This is a genomic window from Thermogutta sp. (genome assembly GCF_039793925.1).
In the GTDB taxonomy this organism is placed as follows: Bacteria; Planctomycetota; Planctomycetia; order Pirellulales; family Thermoguttaceae; genus Thermogutta.
The window spans coordinates 17846-31274 of sequence record NZ_JBAMME010000003.1 but is presented as its reverse complement, the minus strand read 5'-3'; the positions used below and the strand labels follow the sequence as shown (position 1 = coordinate 31274).

Genomic DNA, 13429 nt, shown 5'->3' with positions numbered 1-13429 from the left:
TCCTATTGAAAGACCTGTCGTGGCGGCATCCGTTCAGGGATTCTGCTCTCGCTCGCGGAGCTGATCGGAAAGATCTGGGAAGATTGAGTCGGTTGCGCCGGGGGACGCTCTGCGGGAGAAAGACGCAGGGGACTAACGAAATCCTGAACCAACGATTTTTGCTTGCATGCCGAAATGAGAACGTTTCGTCAACCACAGCGTTTCCATCCAAACCAAGTGGCATCCTGAAGCATTACTTTTTTCTGGTCCTCGGTTCGCAGCATTAGCGATCCTTCATCTTGGAGTTTTGATCCGGCTCTCCAATTTTGCGGACCACTCCTCTTCCGAGAAAGTCGTGGTAATTCGGGACAGGAGGTCAAACGCCAAGTTCTCACCAAATCTTCTCAGCCGGCGCGTGGTAAATCAGTCCCAACAGATGCGGCCGAGGAGGACGCTTCCATCACCTCCCTTCGGATTGGGGCGAACCTCGGGAGACGAGAGCGCAGTATACTCGCCAACGGTGACCCAGGCCTCTTCCGGTGTGATGGTCGCGGCGCCAAAATTCCCCATCATGCTTCCGCGCTCTGGCAGCACCACCCGCTCCGTGGCACGAAGCACGCAGAGGTTGTTCTGGTCCACTTCCGCCATGAAGAGCGGCGCACGGTGCCGCGGAACGTGATCATTCATCGCTCCTCGGCGCGTATAGATCAGGTAAAGCCGGTCCCCATGACTAATCCAATGTTGCTGGGTGTCGTAACTACCCAGCTCTTGTCCATCATCGAATAGCCAGGGGCGAATAGGTTCCCAGTGAAGTCCGTCCGTGCTACGGGTGACATATCCACGGAGGTCATTCCTCAGAGTTAGAAAATACCAATTTCCGCAGCGAATGATTGATGGTTCCACCAAACCACGGACCTGGTTGAGATGCAATTCGTCACCTTGCTCGAAAATGCGCAACTTGTGGCCGTCAAACTGGCAACGAAACACCGCGGTCGCCATGACTCCGTAGTTTTCTGCGAAATATACCGGAATAAGCAAAGTTCCATCTGGCTCGACCAGCCATTGAGAACAGGCGTTCCGTGCCAGATTAAACTTTTTATCATCGGGAAATTCTAGGAGATGCCATCCCGACCAGTCGTCTGTTTGTGGGTCGTATATCGCATAGGCCGTTTGCGAGAATCGCGGTCGATCATGGAGCTGATGGCCTTGCTGGTCGTAGTAGACATAGGCTCCAAGAGCTAAGACTTTGCCCGTCGGCGGGTGATAGCCCGGGGTGACGTCAGCTACTGCGAAGGTGCTGCCGTCGGGTTGGGGTTTCCAATCGAGCTGAGGAATTTGAATAGGCCCCCGCCACGATCGGCCAAGATCGTCGGACACCATGTAGTACAGCCCGGAGTAAAAATCAGATACCCGCAAATGCTTCTGGAGTGTGAGAACAAGCCGCGGGTTTCCATTTCGGCCTAGTCCAGGGATAGCCACCACGCGCGGATGAAACCATAAATAATCTGGGGAAAGCTCCTGATAAATGACTTCCCGGCGAATGCATGACGGGCATGAGCGTGCGTTTGTTGGGCCCATTTTGTCGGTTGGGCTGATTTTCGGGCAGCCACTTCCTTCAGGTAAATTCAAGACTTGTGCCAGGAGATCCCGGAAGAGGGCGTCCGTCATGGGCGCCACCCAGCAGTAATCGTCGTTGTAGCCCTCCTTCCAACACGCGTCGGTTGGGATGTAGCCTGGGGCCCCGTCACCAAAACCGGCCAGCATTACGAAGGCGTCAGGACGCAATTGCTGGGCCATCAACTGGTAACCCACGAAGGTTTCGGCGGGAAGAACACCAAAAAACGCCTGACCATTGTTGAAATCCAGACAAGGTACCTCGATGGGTTTGCCCGCTGCCACACGCTCGCGCCAGCTCAGTCCGAGGGCCGCGGAGATCCGCCGCCAGCGTTTTTCCTTTTCGTTTCCAAGGATGGCCCGCATTCGCTCTAGGGTGAAGTCCCCTTCGTCTCGCGGCGGCAAATAAAGATCAGCATGCCGGCAAACCACCGATTCCAGTGGATAGCGCTGCGTGCTCTGCCAGGCTTCCAGCATCGCCCGGTAGAGCCGGTCAGCGAGCACAGGTCGGTTGCCCGGATCGCCTGTATTATACTTCCCAGCCGTGGTGTCCCCCGCGCATCCTGTGAAATAAATTTGCATGACCCGGGGATCATCTGCCTGGCGTTTGGCCCGGGCCATGCCCGGAAAATCCGCGGAGACTTGTCCCTGCCCGTAGTAGCTCATGGGGTGAACGGCATAACTGCTCCAGGCCACAATGGGCTCATCGTTATTCCACAGGCTGATTGTTTTCAACCACGGGTCGATGTCACCCTCTGGGTAATCGCCATACGTGGCTCCACTGGCACTGCTGCGACTCCAGTGGATGCGTCCCTCGGCGGTTATGATTTTGCGATTGGAGGCAATCTTTTCCACTCTCGCCTGGCCCAATCCGATATGTGTGACAGGACGTGGGTTCTTCAAAGCTTCTTTCAAGGCTGCGACGACCCGGGCGAGCGCTTCCTCGAAAAACTTGGGATCACAGAGCCATCCCGTGAGCCCCTGCTCATCGAGCAACACTTGAGCCCTCAGATCGAAGATCGGGGCATCGTGCTGATGAACGCACGCTAGAAGGATCCGCTGCCGTGTGGTGCCCGCCGCCTCGGCCAAGGCTTCCCGAAATCGAAAATCCGCCTCGTTGTTAAGCTGGCACCAATCAAGGGCCAGTACCACGATGGGAAATGCCTCCCGCTTGCCTACAGGAATGGGACCAGGCTCTTCTTGGTTGGGCAGAACAGTTCCGCGCGGCCGCAGCACAAAACCTTTGGCATAGAGTGGATCGACAATTTCCCTGGCGTTGGCAACCCCGCCTCCCATGCAAGCATGGCCGATAGGGATGGTGATATCCGCTTCAAAAGGGGCGACCTCCCACAGAAGTTTGGGCGACTCCGCCAAAACCACTGCATTCCAAGCCGTCACAGTCAAACAGATGGCCTCAAAAACAACGTACTTCATGCGCCGACCCCAACCCGCGGGATAGTCGCCTCGTTAGAGCTGGGATTTGACCAGATCGGTGTCGAAGCACATTACAGGGAAAAGAGTCTTGTTTGTCAAGTATCGACGGAGCGCAGAGAAAAGCGCGCACTTTGGGCGCGGTGAACGGTCCAGAAAGTACTTAATACAAAGGCAGCCGGAACACTGCCTATCGACAGAGGCCGGGAATTCGCGTGACCAAATTCCCGACGCATGCGGATCCAACAGATTCACTTCTTCCGATGTCGGATTTTGGAGCGCATCCGCCGCTTTTTGCTACCGATCTTGCGACGCCCTTTACCAGTTTTTTTTGTCCCCACGCTCGACTCCCACTCAACCTGAAAAATGACCTTGGAAACCACCACCGGCACGCGCTGTTCGTGCCCTATCACGAAACTTCAGATTATCGGAATTGAGTATACCAGGATGAGGATAATTTGCACAAGGACCGCCCGTGAGCGGGAATTACTTTGCGTTCTGCGTGTCCGGTGCGAGGGACGGGACGTACTGCGAGGATCGGAAAAAGGGCTTCCCAAAAGACGAGCGATAAAGTTTAGAATTGCGGACTGGCCAGCCAGGTCCCCCTGGGTGCTCGGTGGGACGTGCTTGTCGTGCCCGTGCTGACCTGAGTTGGTTTCGCGAAACACAGTCGGCCACGGTAGTCCGATAGGGAGCCGCGAAATTCTGCTGCGGGGGAGCAAAGCCAAAAAACAAAACGGGCAGAGCAATCCAGCGGTTGACTCTGCCCATGGACAACACTGTTTACCAGCGGGCCGGCTGCCCCCGACTCAGTTTTCCACTCGTAGCCGGTGCTTTCAATCTCGGGTTCGGGCCTGGTCGGCCGTGGGGAAATCTGCAGGCACTGGTTGGGTCACTTTACCGGACGCCGCCCATTCCGCACCGCGCTGGTAAGTCACGATAAACGCCACACTTTTGAGCTGTTCCGCTGTGTGGCCGAGGGCATTGAAGAAGACTCGTCCCTTGCCATACTGAACGGTGAAGAAGATCGGCTCATGTTCATCGGAGCCGCCTTTGTCTTTGGGGGCGAAGGCCGTGGCTAGCACGGTGAGGTTCTTAGCCGGACCGCGGAGCCAACCGTAGAGCTCATCGGGGACATGCATGAACCGCGGCGGTAAGCCCTGCATGATGGGATGTTCGGGATAGCGGACATCAATGGCGAAGGGCTGCATCGGGCCATGACCGCCGCCGCGACCCGGACTGTAATCGAAGACGCACCGACCATCCCGCCAGCGGACATACGGTCCCCATTTTTCGTTTCGGCCTCCCCATCCGCCGAGCCCGATAATCTCGTTATATTCCGGCCAATCCGGAAAGGCTGCACAGGCAAAGTGATAAACAACCACGCCGCCACCATTTTTGACGTAATCCACGAAGGCTTTTTTGGTTTGCTCCGGCCAGGGATCCCCCTGGTAATTGAGCACCACCACATCGAATTTTTGGAAATCGGGTTTGAAGCCGCTCATGTCCTCTCCCTTGGCCGGAGACTGCGCCACTTCCACCGTAAATAGCCCGGTTTCCTCCAGCAGTTTGACCAGAACGGGCGTGGTGCCTTTCCAGTCGTGGGCATTTTGACCGGTGACAATGAGCGCCTTGTACGGGGCTGCCACGACCCCGCTTGCCGCAATTCCGATGCTCACGAAGCTGGCGAGGATGGTGGCGGCGTAGGTCAAAAAGGTGCGTCGTCTCATGGGGTGTCCTCCATCAACAGTGATTAACAACTTGCCGTTTCCTTAGGTTCCAGGGTGCGTTCAGTGTAGCAATCAGGGAAACGAAGGCAATCCCTTGGACGGTTCAACCCGCCCACTGTGGTGGGTTCCCGGTCCCGGCTATTGGACCTTGATGCTCCGCCGGATTTGTTCGTCGCGCCGCGCCTTGTCAATTTTCTTGAAGGCTTCAAGCGGATCGGCAACTCCGTGCAAAACCAGAAGAGGGTCCGAGGGATCTTTCGTACGCAAGATCACGCGCCCCACCCCCACCAACCGTTCCAAAAGATTCTGGTGCATGGCGATATCGTCAATGTCGATGACCTCCATTGAATCGACGGTGCGGAAGATAAAACCTTTTTGATGGTAAAACCGGTAAGTGGTCAAGCGATACTGGATGGTCGCCTTGCGGTACCAGGCAATGACCAGAAAAATCAACCAGGCAAGCGCGACCAGTCCAAGAGTGATGCCCCATAGAGACCCAGCATGGCTCTTCAGCGGGCCTTGGATAAGCAGGATGTCCACCACGATGAGGACGATTGTGATGACCCCCAGAATGACCCACGTGCCGATCATTCCCCGGGGCGAATAAGACGCCTTCCACAATTCAACATCAGGATCACCCCGTTTGGGTGCCCGTTCGGTTCCCTCACCACTTGCCGGAGTTCTCCCGGTAGCCTGGTCGGTATTTTCAACCCGCTGGCATTGCGGACAAACTCCGGTGAGCGGATCAAGGTCCGAGCCGCAATTGGGGCATTTCATGGGTCCCTCCTTAACGCTGTCTCGAGGCGCCGGAATGAAGTAACCCTTGTGCGTCTTTCATATCGCTTGGACTAACATCGCCCAGTGTTCGCGTCTGTTATTATGCCAGGGACACGCGTTTCAAGCGATAGGGCAGTCGAATAACGCCAAATGGGACGATGGAGCAGCTTCTCCCAAACCGAGTGTCGCGAACTTGAAACGCGGCGTTTTCTTCGAGGTCGAGGAAGCGCTCATCCCTAACTATATGAGGGGCCAGCAGCAGCCGCTGCTGCCTCCAATATCGAGAATCTTCGGGCAGGTTGGATAGATTCTGTCCAGGCACAAGGAGAAAATGGAGTCGGCAGCCCCGACACGAAGGGCATAGTCGAAGAGTTGCCGGTTTTCGGCGTGCTGCATTGGATCCGGAAATCATTTTTGGAAAGGGGAGTGCGGATGACAGTGCCGCAAGGTGGCTTCGATCCCTATCACGCATGGCTGGGAATTGCTCCTCACGAGCGTCCCATCAGCTATTACCGGTTGCTGGGTCTGCAGCCATTTGAAAGCGATCCGCAGGTCATCGAAGCGGCTGTGGATCAACGGCTGGCTTTTCTGAGGACGAAAACGACCGGGCCCCATGCAAGCTATGCTGAACAGCTTATCAACCAGATCGTTCAAGCACGGTTGACGCTCCTCGATCCGGTGCGCAAACAGGCCTATGATGCGGCCCTGCCACAACAATTTGGGCCGATGTCGGCCGGGAGCAGCGGTGCGGGGTTTCCAGCGAACGAACCGGTTTCCTTGCCACTGGGACACTCATTTTACCGATCCTTCCGAAAGAAAAAACAGTTGTCCCAGCAGTCGCTGGCGGTTTTGATGGGGCTAGGGGTGGCTCTCGTGTGCGCGGTGGGGCTCATCATTTGGATGGCCCTCACTCCTCGAAAGGAACAAGGCCCGCTCGCCCAGCGGTCGCGACTGCCACACCAGGCAGCGGCGCACGCCCCGGAGGAACAGAAGGATCACGCAGCTCCTCAGGAGCCGGCGAAGCCGCGACAGGGAGCAGAAGGTCAGGTGGACCGCAAGCGGATTCCCGTGCCGCAGAGAATTGGTCGGCAAGAACCGGGAGTGCAGCAGCAAGCCCCCTTTGATCGGCGGGACCAGCAGGGTGTTGACAATGCCATTCCGGCAAAACCCGACGGGGACGAACAGTTAGTTCCTGCCCAAGCTGGCAAACTTCCATGGTTGAAGAAGGTCCATGCCGCGACAGTCCTCGTGGAGGGAGAATTCGGTCTCGGAAGTGGCTTTTTCGTTCAAACACCGCGTGGGAAAAAATACGTCGTCACAAATGCCCATGTGATCCTGGATAACGGGGACATCCGCGTGAAATTATCAACGGGGGAGCAAATTCGCGTGACGATGGGACAACTTTTGCCTGAGTACGACCTAGCCATTCTGGACATACGGGGTGTCAATTTACCCGATGCACTGGAGCTTCGTGAGGACCTGCCTGAGGTTGGGGAACGCGTTTTTGCCTACGGTGCTCCGCGAGGGCTTCAGAACAGTTTGACCGAGGGAATCGTAAGCGCGGTGCGGACCACGGAGGAGATTCGGCAGGTGGTGGCAGATGGAAGCTTTGATAAATTGGTGCGAAAGGCGGAAGCCAGGTGGATTCAGACGACGGCCCCGGTTTCGCCGGGGAACAGTGGTGGCCCCCTGGTCGACGAGCAAGGGCGCGTGGTGGGCATGAACACCGCGGGATTCAGTGCTCGTTTGGCCCAGAATCTGAATTTTGCTCTGGCGTCCCCTGAGATCAAAAGCCGTCTCGTCAAGCCCGTCCTTGCCATGCTGTCCGTTTTTCCACCTGCGGGCAGGAACGACCCCCAACGCCTTTTGGGCGGACCGGCCGGTTTCGCACCGGCACGGCCGGGGTTGCCCGCGGACTTTGGGCCCATGCAACCAGGTGGGAATCGGAACCTGTTTGATCTTTACCCTTTTGAGAGCTATTCCTGTCCTGACGTGGTGCTTCCTTCGGGGGCCGTGTTCCAGGCGGGGAAGATTCGGCCGCCGGCCAACTGGCGGAAGATCATCCAGGATGCGGCCGTCATCATTTACAGGAAAGGGGATTTCAACATCAACCTGAAGGTTGAAAGCCGAATTGGTTTTTACGTGTGTTACGACGACAACGACCGGATGCAATTTGCGGCGGGATTCTACCAGGGACTGCTGGAAGGCCCACTCGTGCTGTTCCACGGCGGAGACCCCTATGTGATCGCGAACTACCGCCAGGGTTCCCGAGAAGGACCGTTTGTCGTGCTCGACGAGCAAGTCAACCCCAGCTTTTTTGTGGAATTTGTCCGCGGGCGCAGGCAGGGCGTGGTGTGCGTATTTGATTCCGATCCACCTTATTGGCCTCGATATGTGGAGACGTGGAGGGCCAATAACATGGTGGAGAGCTGTTACGTGACCTGGAATGGAGAAAAACCTACCGTGAGACTTGTTGCAGCCGTGACCGAGGCAGAGGAGCATGCCCGCGTACGACAGTACGCTGCCCTCGTGGTCGACGAACTGGGCAAAATCGAGGAGTTAGAAAAGGCGATTAGAGCCGAAGTGGTGGAAGTGTTTCGCGAGTTCGATCGGGCGATCAAGCGAGGTCGAGCGGCCGATTTTGCAGTGGATGCACGAGCGCGGATCGTCGCTCGACATGCAGCACGCGAGGTGGCAGGTGCCGCTGTCCGGGCTGAAGCCAATGCCCGCTTGAAATCGGAAATCGGCCCTCCCCGTCCCTGACCAGCCAAAGTGACCGGCTGGGACGGAGCCGTGCGTTCCCGCGGCATCGTGAGCATCCTGGTTTGATGACGCCGGTGCAACGGATGTTCTGCGCTCTTCGAACCCTGAGAAGGGATGCTCTGCCCACTTTTCGGCCGATTTCTCTCGTTGCCTAGCTGTCGGAAGTCTCGATCTTTTGGGACGTGGTTGCCGGAAGGATTCTGCCGGTTCGAAAGGGTGGGCTGTTCAAATGAGATAACCTATGATAGGTTGACGGCAGATGTGTCAGTTTCCTGCCGTCTAGTGGCGAAAGAAAGGAATGTATTTATGAACCGTTTGGGATTTGCTGTAGTCGCGATTTTGCTGGCCGTGGGGGTGATCGCGGTCGGCTATCGACTGAAGGCTCTCACCGCTCTGGCCGAACCCGCCTCGCCGCCGCCCAGCGTGTCCGCGCCATCCGGCCCGAAAGCGGAGGCCTTTCGTAAGGCTCTCGCGGAATGGGTGAACCTTTTGACGCAAATTCGGGAAATCCGGATGAAGTATCCCAACGCAAACCCGGCAGAAATGTCTCAGCTTCGCCAGCAGTACGAAAAACTGGTGGATGAGGCGCAAAAGAAGTTGCCGGGGCTCATTGCGGCGGCGGAAGCCGCGTATGATGAGAATCCGCAAACCGAGGGGGATCTGGTGGATCTCCTCCTGGAAGTGGCGCTCGACGATGGTGATTCCGGTAAATTCCAGGAGGCCCTGGCCCTTTCCGAAAAACTCCTGAAGAACAACGTGGAGTCTCCCGTGGCGTACCTGGCGGCCGGGAAGGCGGCATTTGCTCTGGAGGATTTCGAAAAGGCGACGAACTACTTCAAGAAGATCGAAGAGCGGGGGATTAAGGACGATCAGGTAACGGCTTTGCGGGAAGCGGCTGAGTTTTACGCCAAGCAGAAGCCAATCGAGGAGCAGAAGCGCCAAGCCGAGGCCAAGGCCGACGACCTGCCGCGAGTTCTACTGAAAACCACCAAAGGGGACATCCTCTTGGAGCTTTTTGAAAATGAAGCACCGAATACAGTGGCTAACTTCATCACCCTGGTGGAGCAGGGGTTCTACAATGGATTGACGTTCCATCGCGTCATCCCTGGGTTTATGGCCCAGGCCGGTTGCCCCAAGGGTGATGGAACCGGCGGTCCTGGCTACAAGATCGCCGATGAGTGCAATGCCCCCAACGCGCGATTGCATTTCCGCGGAAGTGTGAGCATGGCCAATGAGGGACCCAACACCAACGGCTCACAGTTTTTCATCACCTATATGCCGACGAGCCATCTCAATGGCAAGCACACGGTCTTCGGCCGTGTGATTTCCGGGATGGATGTGGTGGAAAAGCTTCAGCCGCGCGATCCTCAGGCACCGAATCCCCCGGAGCCGGACAAGATCATTTCTGCCACTATCGTTCGCAAGCGTCCCCATCCGTACGTCGTTCAGAAGCTTGGCTCCTGAAGCCATCTTGGCGTCTTTCCTAGGGCGTGAGGACGGCAAGCGCGACGAGCGCTGCGATCCAGAGGAATAGGACGACGCTCATCAGGCCAAGACGAATCCTTTCCCAGTGGTCCGGCTGCCGACGCGGTGGGTCATTTGGGGCTTCTCGCTCGGCTTTTCCCGGTGCTTGGGTGGAAAGCTGGGATCCCGTGCCCTTATGTGGCGTTTTACCTGAGCGGTTCATTCAGCCGGCCGTGTCCTATTAGGTCGGGCAAACTGATAATTCCGGCAGAATACTTCCTCAAAATCATAAACGTTATCAAAGTCCTCACGTCGGTCCTCGCGTGTCTTTCGCATGAGGCCGATGCGAATGAGGTTGTACACGATTTCTCCGAAGTCGCTCGTAGAGTAGATTCCCCAACTGTTGAGCACCGTTTTGGCAAGGTACCCGTACTGCTCTGTGGCGTAGAGCCGGGCGGCCTCGCAGAGTTCCTGGCCGGAGACGTGACGCGCCTCCTCTTCTTCCTCGAGTGAAGTTTCCAGTCCCAGTGGTTGCACCTCCTGACGCACATCCTCGGGGAGCGGCTCGCTGGGAGCTTCACGTCCCATGCCCAGTTTGCGGGCATAGTCCAGCGCCTGAAAGACAAACAGATAGGCGTCCAGTTTGTAACGTGGATCCTCTTTCAAAAGGCGCAACAGGGCCTGAGGAAGGGGATATGCCGGTTCCGCCATGGTGGTCACACTTTTATGCTAAAAGTCAAGGGTTTTCTGATAACTCGATAAACTCAGCTCTCTTGTTTGCTATACTTTAGACCGCCCCAGCGGGTTCGCTTTCGCGCCTCATTATGGCGCAAAGGCAAGCCGGGTGAAATCCTGGCCTACCACGGTGAAAGGTATTTAGGGCAATGCAAAGTTCGGCTCATGCCTGTCAATGGACCGCATTCGGGAACGATGTGACAGAGGCCCAGAATGGAATGAGACCTCACCTCCCGGGAAGCTTGGAAAATGGGGAGCTCGCACGCGGGGACAGGCTGTCGGGTTGCTCTCCCGCTGCCAGGGACAGCTTCCCGGTGGGGGCCGTGGAGGTCGGATTTGCCCGACCGCTCGGTTTTGCTTCTCGATTCAAATGGGCCTGGATCCATCGCTCGAGCTCTTCCCAGTCCACCGGAGGGAGGGAGGATAGGTCCGGCCGGAGTTTCTCAGCCCCCTTGATGTAAACATGGATAATTTCGTCAGATTTCTTTGTTGTGTTCCAGTGGATGAGGACGCGAATACACCGGGGCAAGGCGCCGGGGACATCCAGTTCGTGGCCACAGAGCATGGCCACATTCATCCATCCCAACTGACGCGCAGCCAGTGCAGGGAACTCCGCGTTCAAATCGGGCGTGGTCGTGAAAATCGCGCTGGCGATATCATCCGGGTTGATCCCATTTTGGCGGATCATTAGGGCTAACAACTGCCGAGTTGCTTCCAGAATGGCTTCGGGAGTATTGGCATCGGCAGTTGTTGCGCCACGCACACCGCGACAGTACACCATGCCGGGAAACACTCCTCCATTATCAGTTTCTCTCACGCGATTTCCGCACGAGATATCTGCCAAATCAATTCTAGTCCATGCCGGGCACCCAGAGTTTCTTGGCTTCCGGTTGGGCTAGGCGGGGTTCCGATGCAGATTCAACGTCCGGCGTCCAAATTTTTGGTTCAGAAGGCCGACGGACATCCTGGCCTGCCGCTGACGATACTTTGAGCTCCCGCGTGATTTCTGCCAGGCCCTCCCAGTACCGTTTAACGGTAGGACCGATTTCAGCATCATCCAGGTGGTGACTGAACAAATGCTTGCTGAGTTCTCGCAAAAAAGAGAGGGCTTGATCCTTGACTTCTGGCGACGCACTCTCGGAGTTGAGAAGTGCAAGAAGGCCGAGGAGATCCATCTCATGCAGTTTGCCGTGCGGTAAACCATGTTGTTCGCAATAAGCGATCATGTCCTGGACTTCGGGACGTACCGAGAGCCATTCTGGCCACTTGGTTTCCAAAAGAATTGCCGCGTGTTGTTGATAGATCATTCCCACGACTTGGGGATTCAGGCGATCCCGGCGATCCAGCACCTCAGGCACAAACCGATCGAGGAGATACCGCTGGCCGTGATAAGCCAGAATAAAGCACATATCCAGAAGTTTCTGGTCAGAAAGCCGGGCAGGATCGAGTAAAGGGGCGAGACTCGGGTCTCGCATTTCATCGACGACCGCAACCAGTTCGTCCGAAGAAAAGTCCAGTTCGAGCTTCTTCCATACTTCGTACACTGGTCTCGTCACGTGTGGCTCGGGTTCTCGCAGCATGATGTCCAAAAGGAACATTCGCACCCATTGTTTCTTCTGTGGATCGCGTGCTGCTTCTTCCAGGGTCAATGGCTCCAGGGGCGGCAATCGCCACTTGGGAATGCTTTCCACAAGTCGCGATTCAATTTCAGACCATTGTCCATCCGGCGAGGGGGAAGTGATGAGGTGCAAATCGCGAAGCATCTTGATGATTCGTGAATAGGCGGAGACAACCGATGCCTCAACCAGTTTGGGTTCCTCGCCGCCGAGCCATTCCCGAACGCGCGATTCGACCCACGGCCGGTCCGATTCCAGCACACCTGTCACGACGATTTGCGCTGGCCCATCGGTTTGCCTTCCATAGTAGAGGACGAAACCTGGCACCAGGGGACGCACGAGTTCCAAATCGGCGAGAAATTGTTGAAAACCATCCGGCTTGGGGTATCGGAAGAGAAAGAATTGGGCCTCTGGTGCCACCTCCCCATGGATACCTCGTAAATCTTCCAGTTGCTGATTATTAAGAGACGCTTGACTCAGGTGACGATCGGAAAGGAGTGCCTCTTTCGTCCGTTGGGGGTCGGGAACTTCGTACCTGAGCAGGTAGAGATCTTCTATATCGCCACAACCGCTCTTTTTGAGCTTGGTCGCGCGCAGCAGGGCCAGCACGCCTAAAGGCCCCAACTGGTCCAGTTGGGCGCACCGCAGATAGGCCTCGGCTGCTCCCGGGTAATTGATCTGCCAGAGCCGCAAGTTCCCCAGGCAGTACCAGGCTTGCGGTTCTTCGGGATCGGTCTCCAGGTAGCGCTCCACTGCCTGCTCCGCGGCTGAAAACCGAAACCGCCAGATATGTTGGGAGACGCTGGAATTGAGCTCTTTGACTTTGTCCTTGGTTAGGGCCGTTGCGGGTAACACGCGGAGTTCAAGAGGGACATCGCCGCGACTACAGATCTCTCGCAGTAGATCATGAGTGTCGGTTTGTTTTTGGGAATCATAACGAGTAGAAGTAATCCAGAGATAGGCGATGGCTGCTGGGATATGTCCTTGTTCTGCAAGCCACTCTCCGACCGTTGTCATGGCGGCCACTGTGCGGTAATAGAAATACCCCTGGGCTTCACACTGCTCCGTACAGCGCGCAAGGCTTTCGGTGGCCTCCTCAAAACGGTTCTCCAAAACCTGCGCGATGGCCAGCTCTGCCAGGGCTACCGGGCTGTTGGGGAACAGTCGGGCAAACTCGGCGGCCGATTTTGCATGCTCTTCGATGGAGCCCGCTGCCCTATCCAAAAGGCACTTGTATGCCCACAGGCATGCCCGATTGGAATCGCGCTCCAGCCAAGTGGTCACCTGCTGGCGTGCTGCCCGGCTCTGATCTGCAGCGAT

9 protein-coding genes are annotated in these 13429 nt (G+C 56.6%); 2 read left to right on the top strand and 7 right to left on the bottom strand.

Translation table 11 applies throughout. From position 1 onward, the window contains the following. Window positions 1–402: 402 nt before the first annotated feature. The 3 genes from ABJK56_RS00140 to ABJK56_RS00130 all read right to left on the bottom strand — a co-directional run bounded on the left by ABJK56_RS00140 (window position 403) and on the right by ABJK56_RS00130 (window position 5531). The gene (locus ABJK56_RS00140) at window positions 403–3027 is read right to left on the bottom strand and encodes a hypothetical protein (protein WP_347242636.1); all 2625 of its coding nucleotides are present in this window, start codon (window positions 3025–3027) and stop codon (window positions 403–405) included. An 833-nt stretch (window positions 3028–3860) separates the two neighbouring features. Continuing rightward, window positions 3861–4754, bottom strand: coding sequence for a ThuA domain-containing protein (locus ABJK56_RS00135; protein WP_347242635.1), 894 nt, complete (start codon window positions 4752–4754; stop codon window positions 3861–3863). Window positions 4755–4892: 138 nt separating this feature from the next. After that, window positions 4893–5531 (bottom strand): PH domain-containing protein, encoded by a 639-nt coding sequence (locus tag ABJK56_RS00130; RefSeq protein ID WP_347242634.1) that lies wholly within the window; start codon window positions 5529–5531, stop codon window positions 4893–4895. Between the two features lie 432 nt (window positions 5532–5963). On the opposite strand from ABJK56_RS00130, the gene ABJK56_RS00125 reads away from it, so the two are divergent. Continuing rightward, a complete protein-coding gene (locus ABJK56_RS00125) occupies window positions 5964–8294 on the top strand; it encodes a S1C family serine protease (protein WP_347242633.1) in 2331 nt (776 codons plus the stop codon). A gap of 306 nt (window positions 8295–8600) precedes the next feature. Beyond that, on the top strand, window positions 8601–9758 hold the full coding sequence (locus tag ABJK56_RS00120; protein WP_347242632.1) for a peptidylprolyl isomerase: 1158 nt from the start codon (window positions 8601–8603) through the stop codon (window positions 9756–9758). A 19-nt stretch (window positions 9759–9777) separates the two neighbouring features. Here ABJK56_RS00120 and ABJK56_RS00115 read toward each other — a convergent pair whose 3' ends face one another. From ABJK56_RS00115 to ABJK56_RS00100, 4 genes are all read right to left on the bottom strand, one after another. After that, the gene (locus tag ABJK56_RS00115) at window positions 9778–9981 is read right to left on the bottom strand and encodes a hypothetical protein (RefSeq protein WP_347242631.1); all 204 of its coding nucleotides are present in this window, start codon (window positions 9979–9981) and stop codon (window positions 9778–9780) included. Further along, the gene (locus tag ABJK56_RS00110) at window positions 9978–10469 is read right to left on the bottom strand and encodes a Minf_1886 family protein (RefSeq protein WP_347242630.1); all 492 of its coding nucleotides are present in this window, start codon (window positions 10467–10469) and stop codon (window positions 9978–9980) included. The genes ABJK56_RS00115 and ABJK56_RS00110 overlap by 4 nt, the downstream gene beginning before the upstream one ends. A 250-nt stretch (window positions 10470–10719) precedes the next feature. Further along, window positions 10720–11274, bottom strand: coding sequence for a chorismate mutase (aroH, locus tag ABJK56_RS00105; RefSeq protein ID WP_347242629.1), 555 nt, complete (start codon window positions 11272–11274; stop codon window positions 10720–10722). Between the two features lie 70 nt (window positions 11275–11344). Then, the coding region (locus tag ABJK56_RS00100) for a hypothetical protein (protein ID WP_347242628.1) at window positions 11345–13429 on the bottom strand (2085 nt) is incomplete at its 5' end.